Annotated in this window: 16 protein-coding genes; 3 read left to right on the forward strand and 13 right to left on the reverse strand. The window is 47.1% G+C overall.

Translation table 11 applies throughout. From position 1 onward, the window contains the following. Positions 1 to 218 precede the first annotated feature (218 nt). Entirely contained in the window at positions 219 to 1,529 is a 1,311-nt protein-coding gene (locus tag NO352_RS21630; RefSeq protein ID WP_289356754.1) for an MFS transporter, read from the forward strand. Between the two features lie 142 nt (positions 1,530 to 1,671). Here NO352_RS21630 and NO352_RS21635 read toward each other — a convergent pair whose 3' ends face one another. The 3 genes from NO352_RS21635 to NO352_RS21645 form a co-directional block, all read right to left on the reverse strand. Beyond that, positions 1,672 to 4,671: a YhgE/Pip domain-containing protein gene (locus tag NO352_RS21635; protein WP_268622904.1), complete on the reverse strand. Its 3,000-nt coding sequence runs from the start codon at positions 4,669 to 4,671 to the stop codon at positions 1,672 to 1,674. Between the two features lie 21 nt (positions 4,672 to 4,692). Next, positions 4,693 to 5,307, reverse strand: coding sequence for a TetR/AcrR family transcriptional regulator (locus tag NO352_RS21640; protein ID WP_238555787.1), 615 nt, complete (start codon positions 5,305 to 5,307; stop codon positions 4,693 to 4,695). A 180-nt stretch (positions 5,308 to 5,487) separates the two neighbouring features. Next, entirely contained in the window at positions 5,488 to 6,231 is a 744-nt protein-coding gene (locus NO352_RS21645; protein ID WP_268622905.1) for an MBL fold metallo-hydrolase, read from the reverse strand. 425 nt (positions 6,232 to 6,656) lie between these two features. On the opposite strand from NO352_RS21645, the gene NO352_RS21650 reads away from it, so the two are divergent. Next, positions 6,657 to 6,983, forward strand: a complete 327-nt coding sequence (locus tag NO352_RS21650) for a YxeA family protein (RefSeq protein ID WP_163979195.1) — start codon at positions 6,657 to 6,659, stop codon at positions 6,981 to 6,983. 150 nt (positions 6,984 to 7,133) lie between these two features. Here the strand turns inward: NO352_RS21650 and NO352_RS21655 are convergent, their stop codons facing one another. Both NO352_RS21655 and NO352_RS21660 read right to left on the reverse strand, forming a co-directional pair. After that, on the reverse strand, positions 7,134 to 7,304 hold the full coding sequence (locus NO352_RS21655) for a CxxH/CxxC protein (RefSeq protein ID WP_005545397.1): 171 nt from the start codon (positions 7,302 to 7,304) through the stop codon (positions 7,134 to 7,136). 112 nt (positions 7,305 to 7,416) lie between these two features. Beyond that, positions 7,417 to 8,664 carry a S1C family serine protease gene (locus tag NO352_RS21660; RefSeq protein ID WP_268599175.1) on the reverse strand — a complete coding sequence of 416 codons (1,248 nt, stop codon included), beginning with the start codon at positions 8,662 to 8,664 and terminating at the stop codon, positions 7,417 to 7,419. Positions 8,665 to 8,905: 241 nt separating this feature from the next. Between NO352_RS21660 and NO352_RS21665 the strand changes: the two genes are divergently transcribed. Further along, entirely contained in the window at positions 8,906 to 9,130 is a 225-nt protein-coding gene (locus NO352_RS21665) for a hypothetical protein (RefSeq protein ID WP_005545400.1), read from the forward strand. Here NO352_RS21665 and NO352_RS21670 read toward each other — a convergent pair. The 8 genes from NO352_RS21670 to NO352_RS21705 all read right to left on the reverse strand — a co-directional run bounded on the left by NO352_RS21670 (position 9,084) and on the right by NO352_RS21705 (position 18,969). Beyond that, positions 9,084 to 9,905, reverse strand: coding sequence for an MBL fold metallo-hydrolase (locus NO352_RS21670; RefSeq protein WP_005545402.1), 822 nt, complete (start codon positions 9,903 to 9,905; stop codon positions 9,084 to 9,086). The two genes, NO352_RS21665 and NO352_RS21670, sit on opposite strands and share 47 nt — an antisense overlap. Then, positions 9,902 to 10,651: a two-component system regulatory protein YycI gene (gene yycI, locus NO352_RS21675; protein WP_005545404.1), complete on the reverse strand. Its 750-nt coding sequence runs from the start codon at positions 10,649 to 10,651 to the stop codon at positions 9,902 to 9,904. The genes NO352_RS21670 and yycI overlap by 4 nt, the downstream gene beginning before the upstream one ends. 33 nt (positions 10,652 to 10,684) lie before the next feature. Then, positions 10,685 to 12,004 (reverse strand): two-component system activity regulator YycH, encoded by a 1,320-nt coding sequence (yycH, locus tag NO352_RS21680; RefSeq protein WP_289356755.1) that lies wholly within the window; start codon positions 12,002 to 12,004, stop codon positions 10,685 to 10,687. Continuing rightward, positions 12,001 to 13,788 carry a cell wall metabolism sensor histidine kinase WalK gene (gene walK / locus NO352_RS21685; RefSeq protein ID WP_412071093.1) on the reverse strand — a complete coding sequence of 596 codons (1,788 nt, stop codon included), beginning with the start codon at positions 13,786 to 13,788 and terminating at the stop codon, positions 12,001 to 12,003. The genes yycH and walK overlap by 4 nt, the downstream gene beginning before the upstream one ends. Positions 13,789 to 13,868: 80 nt before the next feature. Then, the gene (yycF, locus tag NO352_RS21690) at positions 13,869 to 14,603 is read right to left on the reverse strand and encodes a response regulator YycF (RefSeq protein ID WP_268599174.1); all 735 of its coding nucleotides are present in this window, start codon (positions 14,601 to 14,603) and stop codon (positions 13,869 to 13,871) included. A gap of 209 nt (positions 14,604 to 14,812) precedes the next feature. Next, positions 14,813 to 16,348: a peptidoglycan DD-metalloendopeptidase family protein gene (locus NO352_RS21695; RefSeq protein WP_289356756.1), complete on the reverse strand. Its 1,536-nt coding sequence runs from the start codon at positions 16,346 to 16,348 to the stop codon at positions 14,813 to 14,815. A gap of 324 nt (positions 16,349 to 16,672) precedes the next feature. Continuing rightward, the gene (locus tag NO352_RS21700) at positions 16,673 to 17,449 is read right to left on the reverse strand and encodes a spore coat protein (protein WP_289356757.1); all 777 of its coding nucleotides are present in this window, start codon (positions 17,447 to 17,449) and stop codon (positions 16,673 to 16,675) included. A gap of 236 nt (positions 17,450 to 17,685) precedes the next feature. Continuing rightward, complete coding sequence (locus NO352_RS21705; RefSeq protein WP_005545412.1) at positions 17,686 to 18,969, reverse strand: adenylosuccinate synthase; 1,284 nt, start codon at positions 18,967 to 18,969, stop codon at positions 17,686 to 17,688. Between the last annotated feature and the right edge of the window lie 70 nt (positions 18,970 to 19,039).

Consider the following 19,039-nt stretch of genomic DNA (forward strand, 5'->3'; position numbering starts at 1 on the left):
TTACATTCAGGCACGCATGTTCCATACAGTACGTATAATCTAGGGCGCTCATGAATTCTATCCTATCCATTAGCGCTCGATAGTACATCTGCTGGCTTAGAACTTAAAGCTTAGAGCATCGAGCTCTGGAACCCAAATCGAACAATTCGACCCCTTCCTTGTTCGCGGAACCATTGATACAATGGAAGATGCTAACATGGACAATCGGAGGAACGAACATGCGCTTAATTCAACAAGTATGGACAGACGTGAAGCAATGGGATCGGAATATTAAGCTGTTTTTTATCGCCAACTTGTGCTTTCAAGTGGGCAGCGGTATGTTCATGGTACTCTACAACTTGTATATTCAATCACTCGGATATAATGATGACATGAACGGGACGCTCATCAGCCTGCAATCTCTTGCTACGGCTTTGATGTTTGTCCCGATTGGCTTTCTGGGGGATCGCACGAGCCGGAAGAAGATTCTCATCCTTGGCGCGCTGCTAACAGGGATCGGATTCATTGGACGCTCCTATGTTGAGTCATCTACGAACCTGCACGTATTGGCGGTTTTTTCAGGGCTAGTTGCGTCGGCCTTTCAAGTTATTGCTGTTCCGTTCCTTGCGGAAAATGCCCGTAAGGAGCAGCGTTTGCAGCTCTTCAGTTATCACTTTGCTCTAGGCTTGGCTGCGCAGGTATTTGGCAGCATGGGAGGAAGCGCCTTGGCGGATGTACTGCAATCTACAGGCTGGACACGGGTTGCGAGCCTACAAACCGTATTGATGCTGGGCGGAATCGCCACATTAATCTCCTTCCTGCCGCTGCTTGCCGTGAAGGAAGCGCGCAAGCGAGGTGCTTTACAGGCAGAGACGGAACCAGCAGCTCCATCACGGACAGCAGCTCCAAAACGCAAGGAAGAAGATCTTCAACATCCTAATCCGGCAGCAGAATGGCGCGACATTCGCCGCCTTACCTTCTGTCAGCTGCTTGTAGGCTTAGGCTCTGGGCTAGTCGTTCCCTACTTGAACCTATATTTTACGAATCGATTCGACACTTCCATCACTATGGTCGGTTTGTTAATCTCGTTAGGGCAGGTCATGACGATTATTTCTATGCTTATTGGCCCAACGCTGGTGAAGCGAATCGGACAGGTGCCAGCGATCGTCGTGTTCCAAATGCTATCCCTGCCATTCCTGCTGTTGACCGGATTCACCAACGCGCTTTCCATTGCCGTCGTCAGCTTCCTGTTCCGGCAAGCGCTTATGAATGCAGCCAACCCAATTCAATCCGCCGTTATGGTTGACCGAATTTCAGACTCCCGCCGCGGAATTGCAAATTCATTAACACAGACTGCCTTTATGCTTGGATGGGCAAGTATGGGCACAGTGCAATCCTATTTGGTAACGACTCACGGCTATTATTGGGGCTATGCGATGACCTTTAGTATTACAGGAGTTCTCTATGTAACCTCATCCATTTGCTACTTCACTATGTTTCGCGAGAAGCGTATTCAGAAGGATCTGCAAACCGAGGGAATTGCTACATAAGTCTAGATCGTCCAGCACAAACTCAAGAACCATACGAAATCCAAAAAAACTGCCTGATTGCTCAGGCAGCTTTTTTGCTTATATGGCTATATATAATTGCATGACTCTGTTACCCTATCTTACACAATCTCAGCCTAACTGCTTACAGAAGCTTACTTTGCTTCGCCTTCTTCAAGAACTTATCACTAGACTTATTAATCGTCTTCTTCAAGCCTACACCAAGTACAAAGGCAATTCCGATATAAATCAACAGGATGAGTACATGCTTCGTTACGACATCCCACAGAATTCCCCCCACGGCTTCTCGCATAATGCCGATTGCATGTGTGAATGGCAGGAACGGATTCAGCTTCTGGAAGAACTTCGGCGTCATTTGAATCGGGAATGTACCGCCCGAGGCTGCCAATTGGAACACGAGCAATACAATGGATAGCGCCTTCCCTACATTTCCGAATACCGATACCAACGTATAGACGATGCTGACGAATATGATACTGATGAAAATCCCGAATGCAAAGAACCAGAACTTATGCACGACATACGTTTTGAGCAGGAACATGTCGCCCAATGTCACGATCATGCTCTGACATATCCCGATCGTTACAAAGGTCATCCAACGTCCGAAGTACACTTGGTAGCTCTTATAATCTTGCTTGTTCTCGATATCCACGATCAACATGGAGATAAGCAGCAAGCCGCCAACCCATAATGCCAATGTCGTAAAGAACGGTGACATCGCTGATCCATAGTTCGGAACTGGGAACAATTCATGTTGATTGAGCAGTACCGGCTCTGCAAAGAACTGGCTTTCCTTTGCAGCATCTTTGCGAAGCAAATCAATGATTTGATCCAGGTCGCCTTTTGCTTCGAATTCACGGATTTTAGCAGCGATATCCTTTACTTTCTTTTTGAGTTCCGGGTATTTGTCACTGAATTCATTCAGGCCATCTTCCCCAGTATTAATTTTGCCCTTCACATCGGCTAATTGGGCTTCGATTTCTGGAATCATCGAATATACTTCTTTTTTCACGTTCTTGATGAAATCCAGACCTTTGCGGGAATCCTTGACGCCTTTATCGAAGGCAGGGACAACATCCGAATCGATCTTCTTCACGATTTTATCAATAGATGCGCTTGTGTCCTTCGTAGAATCATAAATTTTTTGCAGCGCATCCTTCGTCGGCTGATTCGCCTTGCCTGCTGCTTCACTTGCACGCATCAGCATATCCGACAAGTCTGCGATTTTCCCTTTCAGCTTATACATGTTATCGACGATATCTGTAATTGCACCGTCGTCTACCGTCTGCTTCATTTTCTCGGTAGCAGAAATGAGCTGATCCGCCACTTTTTGTCCGCTATCAATATGCTTCTTCGCGTTATTGATTTGATCAATTACTTTGTCCGCTGTATTGCGGTTCATAACTTTATCGGCCAAATTAATGACATTGCGCGTGCTGACCTGCATTTTATCAATCATGTTCAGAACATCACGATTCAATGCCTGCATGTCTCCGCGAATCGTATGGAATCGTGGTTTAATGCTGTTATCGTAATCATTAATGAGCTGACCGACGACCTCACTTGCTCTTGCTATAGCTTCAGCGCCAATCTGCTTGCCATTGCCTAGTCGATCCTGCAGCAGAGTCAGCTTCGTCTCCATACCCTTCAATTGGGCAATCAGCAGGCCAGTGTCTACGCCAGTCACTTGGGCAAGCTTATCCAGTTGATTCTTATACTTCTCCAAGGAGCTTAGCGTAAGCTTCAGCTGATTAGTCAGATCCCCTATAGCTGCATTCAGCTTATCGGATAATGAAGCATCTGTTGCACTGCCTTGAATAAGCTTATTGACCCGATCAATCTTCTCTTGCAGCTGGCCAAGATGCTCTCGATACATTTTGCCCAGCCGCTCTGCCTCATCAAAGGCTTTAGTTACGGTTGGAGCAACCTGCGAGTTCAGGCTCGCTCTTGCCTTATCCAAAATGTTATTTACATCAATAGCCTTATTTCGAATATCCTTCAGCTTATCGTCGGCAATCGATTTTACAGACTCAACTGTTCTTTGTGCTTCATCCAGACGATTCTTCAAATCCTCTGCGCCCCGCTTCGCATCAGTCAGGGAGGTTAGCACATTATCGAACATTCCGTTATTTCTTAAATTGCGGTCTATATCTTCCACAGTCGTGATTACACGCTGCAAGGAATTCATCCCGGACTCCACTTCAGCACTCTTCTTGGCCAGCTCTGTTTCCACTTTGCCAAGGTCGAAGTCCGAGTTCATAATATTTTCTGCAACCTTCGATGTATCATTGACGACACCCTGCAGCTTGCGCAAATTATCTTTGACAACCGGCACTTCCTTATGGAAAGTATCATTGCCCTCATCGATCAGATTCTCTGCATCTGCAATTACCGAATCCGGTCGATTTTCAAAGCGTTTGATGACACGAATTGCGGACTCTGCCTTACTTACAAAGTCCTTTGCCTTTATAATATCCACTTGGCCCGACTTCATCAGCTTCTCGATTTCCGGAAGCTTCTCTTCCAGCTTGAAGATGTTGTCTCTCAGCTTCTTAATATCGGGTTCATTCGTCTCCAGCTTGAGGCCCACATCATTGAAAATATCGAAGATTGCTTTATTTGCCGTCTCGACAAAGTTGCTGCTGATATTTGATACAAGCGTTGAAGCTCCTGCACCCGCAACCTTTGGCGATATCGCGTTAATCTTTTCATTAATGTAGTAATCGAGCTGCGCCTTTTCTGGGTGATCCGAAATAACGGAAGAAATCTTCTCTGAGAAATCCTCAGGAATAACAATGGCCGCGTAGTAGTCGCCATGGTTGACCCCTTTGACAGCTTCTTCCTTCGTGACAAATTTCCACCCTAACTTGTTATTTTCCTTTAACTGATCCATGACCTTTTTCCCGACATCAAGATCCTTGCCTTCCACCTTAGCACCTTTATCCAAGTTCGCAACCGCAACCGCTACGTCCTTCGTATTGGCATACGGATCCCAAGATGGGAGAATATTGAACCATGCATACAGGGAGGGCAGAATCACTACTGCTAAAATGACAATAATTGCAGCAGGATTGGTTATAATGTTGCGAAGATCCGTTTTATAAATGCGTAAGATGTTCTTCATCCCACTGCCACCACCATTCTTCTAAATAATATGTATTGCGTTATCCGATTCTCGCAATTCTGTTTGTGCTGCCCCATTCATTAAATAAAATTCCAGCAACTGTGGTATCTGGCCTTGATGAAAAGCCTGAGCCCGCTTCGGCCAATCTACCGCTAAAGCCACATAGGTTCTTATAAATAGGAAAGCCGTTAGTTCAGCATCGCAGCTTTTTAACTCTCCAGAATGAATAGCTAGCTCCACTTGCTCCTTCACAAAGTGCTGGAGCGCATCTTCAACCTTGCCTATTTTCGACATTACAATCTCGGTACCCATTTCCCTCATCTCGTGTGAGAGAACGACCATCAAATCATGCTTGGATCGAAACTCCAATACGTTGTGAAGCGTACGGTGCAGATTCTCTAAGAAGGTTGCACCTTGCTGGATAGACGACTTTGCAATTTCCAAAATGTCTTGAATGAACCCTTTCATAATCGCTTCTAACAGCTCTTCCTTATTCGGAAAAAAGCGATAAATCGTACCTTTTCCAACATGTGCAAGTCTCGCAATCTGATCCATGGTGCTGCCTTTATAACCATATAGTGAAAATGACTGTGTTGCTGCCTCTATTATTCTCGTTCTTCGATCAACGATCATCATAATTCCTCCTTTCCGCAAAGAGGCGATTTTGAACAGGCTTCAGAACTACAGAACTGATCGTGAATTTTGGTCATTCATTCTTGCTATTATACTTCCAGTAAAATGAATTTGCAAGAAACAACACATTTTAGACACAAAAAAGCGCCCTATCTCATTGACAGAACGCTTGTAACCGTTTTCCTATTCCAAGATTTTGCTGCTCATGGGTACAACTCCCCACTTCCGCTCTGCATCCTGAATCGCTTGATCCATGACAGAAACCGGGTTCACAATCATTCCCCCATGACCAACAGCAAGCAGGGTAGGCTGCAATGCTATTAGCTTGCATGCACTCGCCAATGCGGCTTCCTTATTCCAAGTCGCCATTGCAGGGAATGGGAATAGTGGCTTGAACATCCCCGACACTGCAACCCCTCCCCGAATCTGAAAAGCATCGCCCGCAAGCAGAGCTCCATCCCTTGTATCATAGAAAGCCATCATACCTGGTGTGTGGCCTGGTGCAAGCACAGCGCGTAAAGATCCTATCCTTTGTCCATCTTGCAGGAAAACATCCGGCTTCGTCCGAATCGCCCCTTCTTTCGGTACACCACCGCGAATTGGTGTTACAGGCTCACCAGCCTCTAATGTTCGATTCCCTGCCAACAGTTTGGCATCACGAGCAGAGATCAATACCTGAGCATCAGGAAGCTCTTGCTTCAAGGCATCCAGAGCACCAATGTGATCATCATGTGCATGAGTAAGCAAGATACGTGTAATCGGCTTTCCAATTTGCTTAGCTGCCTTCAATATACTAACTGCACTATAAGGAAGAGCAGCATCCACCAATGTCAGTCCGTGCTCCTCTTCAACCAAATAACAATTCACCGGAAACAAACGTGGAAGGAAAGACAGTTGAAAGATGTGACCTTGCTTACGCATACGCATGAATGACCATTCCCTTCTAACTAATTGTAATTATATATTAACTAATGTTATTAGTTTTTGCAAGAAGAAATTTCCCTATTGCTTTGCATAGCATGTCCTCTCTCTAAATAGGCTTACTAAACGAAATCGTTGTACATTTTCGGCCAGATAAAGCGTTCAATGCCCCATAGCTCTTTGTTTTTGGCTATCCACATGTGGATAACTATTCTCCATAGTCCCACTATTTCTTATCCACATATTCATCCACGTTATCACCAGCCGCTGACTATTTCTACAGATGGCTGTCATCCCTCTTTTCACTCCTCTATATTCTCCGAGACACATGACATAACTGTAAGGATGCTGTTGGGTAAATCGATTTGTCCTTCCTCTTGTACTTGTTATGATAAGACTCAGGAATATGGATAACCCGGAGGTAACCACATATGAAGAGAATAATCACTTTATTCGCAGTCATCACCTTATTTGCAAGTATTCTTGTCGGCTGTGACTATAATCGAGACGGCAAGCAGCAATATTATGTCCAAACTGTTGGCGATCCAAATGAGCAAGGTGAGTATACACTCCCTGCATTTGATGAAAACGGCAATGAGAAAAAGCTTACTTTTATGAAAACAGGGGAAAATCGCAAGTTTAAAGAACATGCCTTTTTACGTGTCTATGTCAAAGATGAGGAACGAGTAACTGCCTACGAAGAGATAAGCAAGGATGAGTTGCCGGATAAGGTTAAGGACAAGCTGAATGTAAAATAACTTACTGCCATTCACTCCTAATCAACTAACGCAAAAAAACAAGGGCGTATCCCCCTCGGGGGCAGCGCCCTTGTTGTGTACACTCTATTGAACCGTATGAACGAATTAGCCCCTGTCTTGCTGCACAGACCAATACGCCCAACGACAAGACTACACGACCAGAAACTTTGCTTCTTGCTCGCAATCCATACAGCACTTGATTGGCCGTTCCCAATCACTGAATTCTACGCCATCCAAATCGACTACATCAGGCGCATCTTCGAACTCATCTACAAAATTGTCAATTGCCAATTCTACATGCTCTTTACAGACTACGTACATGTCGTTCCCTCTTTCTCGCTAATCTTGCTGTATTATTACGTCCATCATAACATAAATAGGACAAGTACGGGGAAAAGACCTTTGTTTTCCCCATCAATGGACATTGATTAGTTTATCCGCCCTGCTGCGGCTTATCCTCAAGCTGTACAGTCGTCATCATCAGCTTGCCTTCACGATAGAAGTGAACCTCCATCGTTTCCCCGATCTTCTTCTTCTCATATAGGTATTTGCGCAGGTCGCGGGTTTGACCAATGGCCTCATTATCGAAGCGGATAATCACGTCATTCAGCTTCAATCCCGCCTTCTTCGCTGGCCCTGTGGCTTCCAGTACAATGACCCCGTTCTTCACTTCATGTGGCAGCTTCAGATCATTGCGCTGCTCCTCTGTGATTGGGGCATAAGGATTCGTCAGATCGATCGTATAGACGCCCAAGTAAGGCCGAACCACCTTGCCATTCTTCATAATCTCATTCACAATTGACATCACTTCATTCGTCGGGATCGCGAATCCAAGACCCTCAACGCCGGTCGTAGCAATCTTCATTGTATTGATGCCGATGACCTGTCCCTGCAAGTTTACGAGCGCACCGCCGCTATTGCCTTCATTAATGGCTGCATCCGTCTGGATGACCATCTGCTCCCAGTCATATACGCCATCCTGGTTTAGGGAGACCGGGATTAGCCGTTTCGTATAACTAACGATACCAGCAGTCAGAGATCCGCCGAGACCGAGCGGGTTGCCGATTGCCACCACGGTTTCCCCAAGGCGCAGCTGCCGTGAATCCCCAATCTCCGCAACCGTTGTTACACCTGCATCATCAATGCGAAGAACCGCAACGTCCATCACGCGATCCTTGCCTACGAGCTCTGCATTTTTGCGCTGTCCGTTCGAAAGCACGACCTCCAGCTTGTCTGCTCCCTGCACAACATGCTCATTTGTCAGGATGAACGCTTTGCCATCATCGCGCTTGATAATTACACCCGATCCCAGATTCGTATCCTTCTCATCCTCGGTCTCAGGTGCCGCTAATCGCTTCTGCTCATTGACAATGCTGACGACTGCGGGGCCAACCTTATCCGCTACAGATACAATCCGATCATAGGGATCAACTGTTCCCGCAGTATTGACTGCTACAGGCTGTGGGGACGTGCCGCTCCCTACGATCCAGCTATATACAATAACCGCTGACAAGGCACTGACTACCGAGCTTACGATAGCTACTTGCACGGTAGACCATTTGCGGCCAGACCAATTGGATCTGCCCAGAATCCATCCCGTTCTTGCTTCACGTTCCTGCCATCTTCGCTTTACCCTGCCAGACACCTTTGTCGAGAAAAAATCATCATCAAACAAGCTCATCCGAACAACTCCCCTCAACCCTCCAACCGGGATCGATCCACGCGTTGAATCGATGCCTAAGCAGCATCATCACCATGGAATGATATGGCTGAAAATCGTCAACACTATATATTAATGCATACTATGAGCTTGTCATGTAAAAAGAAATGTACTAGATTTGCAAGCTTGTACATATTCTATCATACAAACAGGAAGTTGAGAGAACAATATCCCTTCCCTAATCGAAAGGAGCTATCGATTTATGACGACAACTAACCCAATTTGGTCAGACATCGACCTCGTCGGTCAACTCGCTGATATGAAGGAAGACCAATACCGTCTCACCTTGGCACTATCTACCCTTATGGAGCTGCTCGTGGAGAAGGGTCTGATTACACAAGAGGATATCTCCCAAAAGGCCAATGACCTTGATAGATGGCTTACAGACGCACCACAGACTTCGCGTGAACCGTATCCCATTCCGTAGGCTTGTTATAATACGTGTCTTTTATTTGCAATTCGCTCTCTTTGAAAAAATGGCCGTTGTCCTCCATGACTCCCTTCACCGTCAAGCGGGCGAGATCCATCATATTGTGATCCAAGCTCAAGTGGGCCAAATACACACGGCGAGTATTGCCTGTCGCAATCTCGCACAGCGCCTCGCCTGCCGCATCATTGGACAAATGGCCCATATCCCCGAGTATCCGCCGCTTAATGTTCCATGGATATCGGCCCATACGAAGCATTTCCGTATCGTGGTTCGATTCCAGCACAAGTACATCGGAATCGATAATCTCATCGCGAACCTTATCGCTCATATAGCCAAGATCCGTCGTAACACTCAGCTTCGTTTCGCCTTCATAGAACTTATAGCCGACCGGCTCGGCAGCATCATGGGAGATACCGTACGATTCTACACGCAAATCCCCAAAGTCGCGCGCCTCGCCGGTTTGCATAACAATCCGATTTTCCTCTGCGATTTCACCCACATGCTTCTCAAGTGCTTCCCAAGTATTTTCGTTGGCATAGATCGGCACATTATGCTTGCGAGAGAATGCACCTAGACCTTTAATATGATCAGAATGCTCATGCGTAACGAATATGGCGTTAATCTGCTTGCCGGAAAGTCCTTGCTCCTCCAGGAGCTGCTCTGTCCGTTTACAGCTCAGGCCCACATCGATCATCACCGTTGCATCCTCGTTCTGAATGACCGTTGCATTGCCTGTTGATCCACTCGACAATACCGAAAATCGCAAACTCATCTATCGTTCTCCTTCTTTCCTTCTTGCGGCGTATCAATCGCCCCACTTATCGCATTCACATAATAGACTTCATCATTTTCCAACAGGATGCGCCATGATGGCGCCGCCACCTGCGTATTGGCCGCATCGAATATTTGACCGTGATAGCCAAGCTGTACATCCTTAACGACAGCTCCAGACATTAAAGCACTCAAAATGACATGCTCCAAAGCTTGAGAAGCCGGCAATATTTTTTGCTCCTTGCTTTCCTTCGCCTCAATCAGCTCCACATATTGCTGCCGGAAGCCTTGGATCTTCTGCTGACTATGCACGAGATCCAGTGTCACCTCGAATATGGGCAGCCCGTTCGGCAGCCGCTGATGTAAGACGAAGGTGCCATTCCGACCGGTCAACGGGTCATATCGGTACATTTCGATATGAGGAATGTCCCCTTGAAGCGACTTGATCAAATCGTTCTCTGCGAATACAATCTTCGTATCCTGCGGTTGTTTAAGCGGCTCAATCTGCTCTCCGCGCTTCAGGAATCGATACGTAATTTCACGTAAGGCCGGAGTTTCCGAAGGAATCTTAGCCGTCACTTGTATCTTCTTCACTTCCATCATCTTCTTTGCCGCGTCAGACAGGGAGGTCCAATCCAGCTCGGAATGCATTTGGTCGCGTACTTCTTGCCAGAGCTGATAGCCCAGCACAATATTGAGCAGCAGAAAAGCATAGATCAATATATTCTTCGCCCGACTCCAATCCATGTGACTCCTCCCTTCTGATGAGCAATATCCCCTTTACTTTCCTGCAGCCTCATCGAGCAATGCAGTCGTTCCATCCTTGTTCTTCACCTGCCATGCAGGCAGCAGTCGAACCGTGTCTTTCCCTAATATCGGAACATATACAGGATCAATGGCTGATATCGGCTTCTCCTTGCTAAGCTCTTTCAACTTTTTGATTAATGCATCGCCGATCGCCAACTTGCGCATCTCTTTTTTCGCTGCACGCTGATGAAGCTGCACAAGAGATCGTTCATAGCTCGTAACCGTGCCTTCCTGCATCGTGACCTGCATATAGCCAAACCGGAATCGGCTTGTATTTACAATCGGGTAAGAGCCCCAATACTGCTGGAACCGGATTGCTGTTCCTAATTCACTGGCTGCTCCATTTAACGAATCCCGCTTCATATTGTCAGGCATCGTAACACGATATCTGCCATTCCAGCCGCCATGCTGGTTAATGAACCGAACTGCTGCGGTTACATCTGATGTGATATCCTGTTGTCCTTCTGTCTGTACAACTGGATCGGAATAAATGAGCCACTGTAATCCACGGTTTACTTCAAGCCCCCGTTTAACATCGGTATAAATCTCAGAATTTCCAGTCTCAATATTTTTCGTTACGGTTGGGTCATTGAACAAACTGCGCTGCATCTGCTCCGCCGTAATTCGGTCAAACGGCAGTGTAACCTCCTGCATCTCAATAGGCTGCTCAGGAACATAATACGCTCCATCGACAAGCTTATAAGGCGTCCAGGCCCGTCCGAATTCGACTTGCTGCTTCACATCCTGCTCCGTCAAGTTCGCACTGGTCGACTCATAGACAGCGTCCCCCTCCGCATTGAAGAAGAAGACGCGGACTTCCTTCGTATCCTTCGTGGTATACAACCAGATTCGACGGATGCTTTCATTCATAAGTACACTATCATCGCCGATCGGGAACACCCTCTGCAGCAGCTTTACCGGAATAGGCGTGTGGAACAGCAGCTCTACCCCTTCGTTCTCCTCACGAATGCGAGCCCAATCTACCGCAGAGACTGAACGATACTGGAATCCATCGTACGAACGTCCTTGCAGCCGTTTGACGATAATGTTATAGAAGGTCATGCCTGGATATAGAACCGTATGCTTGTTCCCTCCTAGGTGAAGCACGAGCTGCTCCGGGAACACCAGATTCTCAACCTTCTCCTCTGGACCAAGCGGATCCGTCATAATATAGTCGCTAGTGAACTTTTTGCGTACGTCGAAGTTCGGCATGCTGTATGCGAGAAAGAAGCTTTGCAGCAAGCTTAACAGCACTAGAAATGTCAGCAACAGCGTCTTAATGCGCTCAATCATTCGCCTGCCTCACTCCCTTCCGCATTCATCAAGGTCAACGGAAGTGAGAAGGTAATTTCAGTACCTGAGCCCCATTCCGACTCAATCCATATATCCCCGCCATGCGTTCGCACAATTTCCCGGGCAATGGACAAGCCAAGTCCCGTACCGCCCATATTTCGTGAGCGTGCCTTATCTACTCGATAGAAACGTTCGAATATTCGTTCCAAATCCTTCTGTGGAATACCTAGACCATTATCCTGTACCGATACATGCAGCATACTGCGAGAATCATCCAACCCAGCAACCAGCTTCACCTCGCCACCGTCTGGCGTATACTTCACTGCATTGGACACGAGATTGTCCAGCAATTGATCAATCTGATCCCGATCAATCATCACTGATCCGTCCTTCCCGATGTCTGGGGCGATTTCCACTGCTGCAGTGATTCCCTTTTTGCGGAACTGGAAGGAGAATCGATCAATAACGTCCTCCAGCATCTCCGTCATATCTGTCACCTGCTTGCGCAGCTTTGCCTGCTTCGAATCAAGACGCGACAAGTGCAGCAAGTCGGTCACAAGACGGATCATACGCTCCGTCTCATTCTGAATGACACCGACGAAGCGACCTGCAAGCTTCGGCTCCTCCAGCGCACCGTCACCCAACGCCTCGACATAGCTTTTAATCGTCGTTAGCGGCGTTCGAAGCTCATGTGACACATTCGCAACGAACTCACGACGTGACTGCTCTAGCTTCTCTTGCTCTGTCACATCCTGCAGGACAACAATCGAGCCCGTCATTCCTTCTCCACGGCGATGAACTGGCGTAAAGGAGATCCGCAAGATTGTCTCACTGTCCCCATCCCCCTCATGCGCTTCTGTCCGAGGTAGCAGCATCCAATTAAGCTTGCCATTCACCATCTCATCAATCTGCTCCTGTGGCACGCGAAGCACCTCGGCAATATGGCTGCTCTCGACTTCGCCTTGCTTTACATTAAGCAGCTTGCATGCACGTCTGTTGACGAGGATAACCTGTCCCTGCTCGTCCGTCGCCACTACACCGTCACTCATATTCGTCAGGATGGAAGTAAGCTTCTCCCTCTCTTCCTCATTGGCGTTCAACGCCTCCTGCAAGCGCCGGGTCATGTAATTGAAGGCTTCACTCAACTGACCAATTTCATCAGTGCCCATTACAGGAACCTGACCTGCAAAGTTCCCTTCCGCCACCTTTGTCGCCTGCTTCGTAATTTCCTTGATCGGCTGTGTTATTGTATGGGCTAGAATGACCCCGAGAACAGCCGTCAATCCAAGCGCAATTGCCATCCCGGAGAGGAAGATCCGATTGATTCCCTCAATCGTCGCATACAGTTCTTTCATCGAAGCGACAATATACAGGGCGCCAACAAGCTTCCCACTGGAGTAAACGGGCTTTGCCAACACCTGCTTGCGCACGTTATCCTCATCAATAATGACCTCTTGGTTATCCCGCATTCCCTGTAGCGCTCGATTTACTACCGTTTCTGTATTTTTACGCCCCACATATTCCATATGGGTTGGCACAGATGTCGTCAGTACCTTTCCGGTTACGTCTAGTACCTGAATCTCCACGCCGTTCATATTGATGAAGCTACGCACGAACTTATTCAGCGCCTCCAATGTCTGCTCATCATCCAGTGTTTCATCGCCTTTCAGCGTCTGACCGGCATAAATAGACATAAGCTCTGCAGTGTTCTGCAGCTCCTTCGTAAAGTTGGTCGTCTGCGTATGCTTCATGGAACTGACGAAATAGACGCCTATGAGTTGCATTGCAATCAAGATGAGCAATACATAGATAATAATCAGCTTTGCTTGGATCGTACGAAAAAACCGGCCTATTCCCCGCTTCACTAGAAGCCTCCGCTCCGCGGATTGCGCATCATATAGCCCAATCCACGCCGAGTGATGATATATTCCGGCTTACTTGGATCGTCCTCAATCTTTTCGCGCAATCGCCTTATCGTCACATCCACTGTACGCACATCTCCGAAATACTCATAGCCCCATACGGCCTGCAGCAAATGCTCGCGTGTCATGACCTTGCCTGCGTTGCGCACTAAATAGAACAGCAGTTCATACTCCCGATGAGTTAAATCAAGCATTGCGCCGTTCTTATATACCACATACATATCCGTATCAATAAGCAGCTCGTGAAGCTTGATACCCTGCTTTTCAGCCAATAGCGCCTCGGCGTCCTCTTCTTGGGTCGGAGTCGAAACCTTGTTTTGACGCCGCAAATGCGCCTTTACCCGAGCCAGCAGCTCTCTCGTACTGAAGGGCTTCGTTACATAGTCATCCGCACCCATTTCAAGACCGAGCACCTTATCCAGCTCCGTGTCCTTTGCTGTCAGCATAATGATAGGCATATGCAAATGTTGACGCACCTCGCGGCACACGTCCATTCCGTCCTTCACGGGCAGCATCAAATCAAGAAGCATCAGATCCGGCTTCTCCGATAAGGCCAATTCAACAGCAGCTCCCCCGTCAAAGGCGCAAATTACCTCATAGCCTTCCTTTTCCAAATTAAATTTTAAAATATCTGCAATCGGTTGTTCATCATCTACAACGAGTATTTTGCCGTACACGAATCCACACCTCTCCCTCTGCCTTCACATTTCCAATTACATACTATGAATTCACAATATTCCGATCTGTATGCAGCTAGTCCATATGTCACTCTATTTTACCATAATTGTCTCTACATCCCGAACCCAAACGTTGGAGGGGACGGCATAACACGGCAGTTAAGCTACAAAAAAGACGGGACATCCGATTCGTCCCGTCTAGCTTGTGTTTATAAATATTTTAGAGGGTTTTGAACCTCGTCATTTTTGATAATCTCAAAATGCAGATGCGTACCGGTTGAGTCTCCCGTATTTCCCATGACACCGATATCTTGGCCCTTCTCAACAATATCGCCTACGTTGATATTAATCTTGCTAAGATGGCCGTACAACGTTTTGTAGCCATTGCGATGATTGACAATAATGCAGTTGCCATATCCGTTCTTCACGCCCGCGAACAGCACAACGCCTTCATCGGCGGCCATAATAGAACGATCAGAGGATACCATGTCGATGCCCTTGTGCATACGCCCCCAGCGCTTGCCGAATCCGCTCGTCAAGGTTGCACTGTTCACTGGCCAGTCAAAGGAGCCTGTCCCTTCACCGCGCACGATTTTCGTGCCGCGAACGACAATTTCCGGAATGGCTGGCTCAACAACCTCTTGCTCAAGCCACTCCTCGTGGGACAGCTTGCCGTTGTCTTTCACCAGACGATAAGACATGCGCTTGAGTCCCTGCTTGCCCTTACGGACAACCTTCGACTCGCCAGAACGCATATTTGGGTCTTCCTTGATCACTTTTTGTGGCTCAGTAACTAAATATTCGCTATACGCCTCAACCGTCTTCACGGTAATAAGCGGCTTCGAATCTGTTAAGTTAAGTACTTGCCCCTCCTTCAATCGTTCTTCACCGATTTCTGGATTATTGCGATAAATTGCCTCCATCGACACATTCATCTTGTTTGCAATTGAAGAGACGGTATCTCCATCCCTTACAATATATTGGAGCTTATTCGTAAGACCTGTCGTCAGCTTGCTAATTGCCTCTTCTGGTGTTAACAGTTGCTTAGGGCTAATATTGGCATTTTCCGTGCTGACACGCTCGCGGAAGCTGACGGATTCAAGGCGTGATACCGCCTTCGTTGCCTTTTCTGAGCGCATAGGCGCAGCCAGTACACGAACTTCCTTCGCATTGCCCTTTTTAGATGCCGAAGGCGTATACTTCGCCTTTACTTGCTTCAATACTTTATCAGCCGTTGCCTCATCATTGACATAGCCGATCGCCTTACCATTGATATTCAGCTCCACACCTTCTGCATAAGCAGTAGTCAATTGATCGAGCTTGTCGAGCGTTGCTGACGTCGTTGGCTCTGCCTTGAAGCCGGAATCCTCAATCGTTCGGATCCCTTCCCGATTCAACTTCATGTGAGCATTCGGATATTTAGCCTGCTCTTTTTGCAAACGCTCAGTATAGAAGCGCTCTATTTCACCAAGATTGGACACAGTGCCCAATAGCTCATCCTGATGATATACATGATAAAAAGTTATCGTATTAGCCTTTACATATGTAATGCCGCCCCATATCGCAGATGCGACCAATGCCATGCCGCTAGTTGCAAAAATAATTGTTCTTTTTCCCTTTGTCATCCATCGGGTTGCAGGATTCATCGCTAACCGTTCCCGCCATGCAGCCGTCCATTGTTGCCATCGGTTGCGGCTATCCATTTGTTCATCCTCATCCCGACGATTTCCGTTGAAACGTTCCATGATGGTCTCCTTTACGAATACAGTGCCTATATTCTCATACGTAGTTTGATTTTTTCTATGAAAAGTTGAAAAGTTACAAAAAATTAATGTTTTGTCATCATTTTTTAATGTACCATAGGTCGAAAGTACATTGCAACTTGACCGAATTCGTCGCTTTATAGACGTTCCTCACCTCGATACCCCTTACTTTTGCACACAAAAACGCGGAATTGTGCTCATCGAAGAAAAGATGGCCAATTCCGCGCTTATTATTTTCTCTATTTGCCCTGTTTATTCAAAACGTACCAATAGCTGTCCTACATGGTTTTTTCCATCGTATAAAGATTACGGAGTTCCTGTTCCCTCGTTTTTGCTCTCTTTCGTATTTGCTGTATTTGCTGTATCCGTTGTCTTCGATTCTCCAACCATCCATTCCCGCATCTCTTTATATTCCTCATCATTCAGATGCTTCGCCAGAATCTGCTCCACCTCGATAACCTCACTGGACGTCAGTCCGCCTTCCATCAATGTGGAGATGCGCTGCCAATCCTCCTGAGGCAGTTTCTTCATTAAGGTCGCAAAAATTTGATCCTTCTTCTCCTTCGACAACTCTTCCTTGCTCTTCGATATCGATTCAGGCGGAACTATAATCGCTTCTCGTCCCTTTGATTCCTGACCGGATGATATACCTCCCATTACCGGCAAAGAACCATCAGGCGCCATATGTGAGCCGCTCTCGCCTTCATTCGTTTTATCAGTCGAAGGAATGGACGTTCCGTGATCCTCCTCCTTCGATCCCTGCCCTTTTTGGGTCGCTTGCTGCCCGTTATTGTCCGTACGCTCGTTCATACCGCTACTATTGTTGAGCGTGCCTCCCTGACTCTTCCCTATCGGAATATTATTCTGAATACTAGCTGTTTGGGTATCAGAACCGAGTAGCACGCCCCACATAGAGGTTAACGTTAAAGGCTTCCGCTCTACTGGAATCTGGAATTTATCCAGAGCAGTTTGAATATATCGATCCACTACGATCGCTGTTGTCCCTATCGTTAATAAGCTAGATAATATGCCAACTACTAATATTGTCATTGCCACTCGCATTACACGCCATACTAAGCGCATCTATACTACCTCCTAGCCAGCCCTAGTCCCACGCGGCAGGCGCTATGCCTCCATCGTTCCTAGACGCGTATTAAGAGAAATAGAAGCACTAACCCGACTCTTTTTCCCCTATCTCGCATTTGGGCTCTTTACCGGCTCACAGTCATTTACTTCTTAGTATGCCCAAATATGCACAAAAAAAACGGCTACTCCCAAAGGAAAAGCCGTTTGTTTCCGTTTCAATATCATGCTTGCAATTAACGGTAGATAGGACGCACTTGATTCGTTTGCTCGCGGTTGCGGCCAACGGAGAAAATCGAGATCGGAATGCCTGTGAGCTCCGATACGCGCTTCACATAGTTGCGAGTTGATTCAGGCAGTTCATCAAGCGTTTTGCAACCTGTGATATCTTCCGACCAGCCTGGCATTTCTTCATAAATCGCCTCACACTTCGCAAGCATATCAAGGCTTGCTGGGTAGTGTTCGATAATTTCATCTCCACATTTATAAGCGGTACAGATCTTTACAGTTTCCAATCCGGTCAAGACGTCTAGCGAGTTCAGGGACAAGCCTGTAATCCCACTTACGCGGCGAGCATGACGTACGACAACACTGTCAAACCAACCAACGCGACGCGCACGGCCCGTAACTGTACCGTACTCATGGCCTGCTTCACGGATGAAGTCGCCTGTTTCATTGTTCAGCTCTGTAGGGAATGGGCCGTCGCCTACACGAGTTGTATAAGCCTTCGCTACACCGATAACCTCTTCAATTTTGGACGGGCCGACACCGGAACCGATGCAGACACCGCCAGCTGTTGGGTTCGAAGAAGTAACGAACGGATAAGTACCTTGGTCGATATCGAGCATAACGCCCTGCGCACCTTCGAACAATACCTTCTTGCCGCCATCGATTGCATCATTAAGCACAACCGAAGTATCAACCACATACTTGCGAATGAACTCTGCGTATTCGTAGTATTCCTGCAGCGTAGCTTCGATATCCAGCTCTTCGCCGCCGTACATTCTGATTAACTCGTTCTTCTCATTTGCCAAGTGGCGGAATTTCTTCTCAAATACATCCTTGTCGAGCAAGTCGACAATACGAATACCGTTCCGAGCTGCTTTATCCATATAACAAGGGCCGATCCCTTTGCGGGTCGTCCCGATCTTGTTCGGGCCTTTTCGCTCTTCTTCCAAGCCGTCCAGCACCATATGATACGGCATGATGACATGCGCACGATCACTGATGCGAAGATTATCGGTAGAGAAGCCATTTTCGTGAATATATTCAATTTCTTGGATTAGTGCCTTTGGATTGATGACCATACCATTACCGATTACACAAATTTTGTCTGTGTAGAATATGCCGGATGGAATCAGGCTCAGCTTATATTTCTTGTTATCAATCAAAATCGTGTGTCCCGCATTGTTACCACCTTGATAACGCGCAACCACGTCGGCGCTTTCGGCGAGGAAATCAGTGATTTTCCCTTTTCCCTCGTCTCCCCATTGGGTTCCTACGACGACTACTGTAGACATTTTCATACCCCCGTCGGGTGTTTACACACCGTTATTCACTGCTCTTTCAAGCGTTCGCTCCAAGCAGCAT

The organism is Paenibacillus sp. S-12 (assembly GCF_030363895.1).
Lineage (GTDB): Bacteria > Bacillota > Bacilli > Paenibacillales > Paenibacillaceae > Paenibacillus_B > Paenibacillus_B alvei.

Bases quoted from the DNA above. Each gene is read 5' to 3' on its own strand.
- NO352_RS21695 (WP_289356756.1), bottom strand. From the start codon at position 16,348: ATGGAACGTTTCAACGGAAATCGTCGGGATGAGGATGAACAAATGGAT.
- NO352_RS21645 (WP_268622905.1), bottom strand. From the start codon at position 6,231: ATGCGTATGCGTAAGCAAGGTCACATCTTTCAACTGTCTTTCCTTCCA.
- NO352_RS21705 (WP_005545412.1), bottom strand. From the start codon at position 18,969: ATGTCTACAGTAGTCGTCGTAGGAACCCAATGGGGAGACGAGGGAAAA.
- NO352_RS21630 (WP_289356754.1), top strand. From the start codon at position 219: ATGCGCTTAATTCAACAAGTATGGACAGACGTGAAGCAATGGGATCGG.
- NO352_RS21650 (WP_163979195.1), top strand. From the start codon at position 6,657: ATGAAGAGAATAATCACTTTATTCGCAGTCATCACCTTATTTGCAAGT.
- NO352_RS21670 (WP_005545402.1), bottom strand. From the start codon at position 9,905: ATGAGTTTGCGATTTTCGGTATTGTCGAGTGGATCAACAGGCAATGCA.
- NO352_RS21640 (WP_238555787.1), bottom strand. From the start codon at position 5,307: ATGATGATCGTTGATCGAAGAACGAGAATAATAGAGGCAGCAACACAG.
- NO352_RS21655 (WP_005545397.1), bottom strand. From the start codon at position 7,304: ATGTACGTAGTCTGTAAAGAGCATGTAGAATTGGCAATTGACAATTTT.
- yycI (WP_005545404.1), bottom strand. From the start codon at position 10,651: ATGGATTGGAGTCGGGCGAAGAATATATTGATCTATGCTTTTCTGCTG.
- NO352_RS21660 (WP_268599175.1), bottom strand. From the start codon at position 8,664: ATGAGCTTGTTTGATGATGATTTTTTCTCGACAAAGGTGTCTGGCAGG.
- NO352_RS21635 (WP_268622904.1), bottom strand. From the start codon at position 4,671: ATGAAGAACATCTTACGCATTTATAAAACGGATCTTCGCAACATTATA.
- walK (WP_412071093.1), bottom strand. From the start codon at position 13,788: ATGCAACTCATAGGCGTCTATTTCGTCAGTTCCATGAAGCATACGCAG.
- yycH (WP_289356755.1), bottom strand. From the start codon at position 12,004: ATGATTGAGCGCATTAAGACGCTGTTGCTGACATTTCTAGTGCTGTTA.
- NO352_RS21665 (WP_005545400.1), top strand. From the start codon at position 8,906: ATGACGACAACTAACCCAATTTGGTCAGACATCGACCTCGTCGGTCAA.
- NO352_RS21700 (WP_289356757.1), bottom strand. From the start codon at position 17,449: ATGCGCTTAGTATGGCGTGTAATGCGAGTGGCAATGACAATATTAGTA.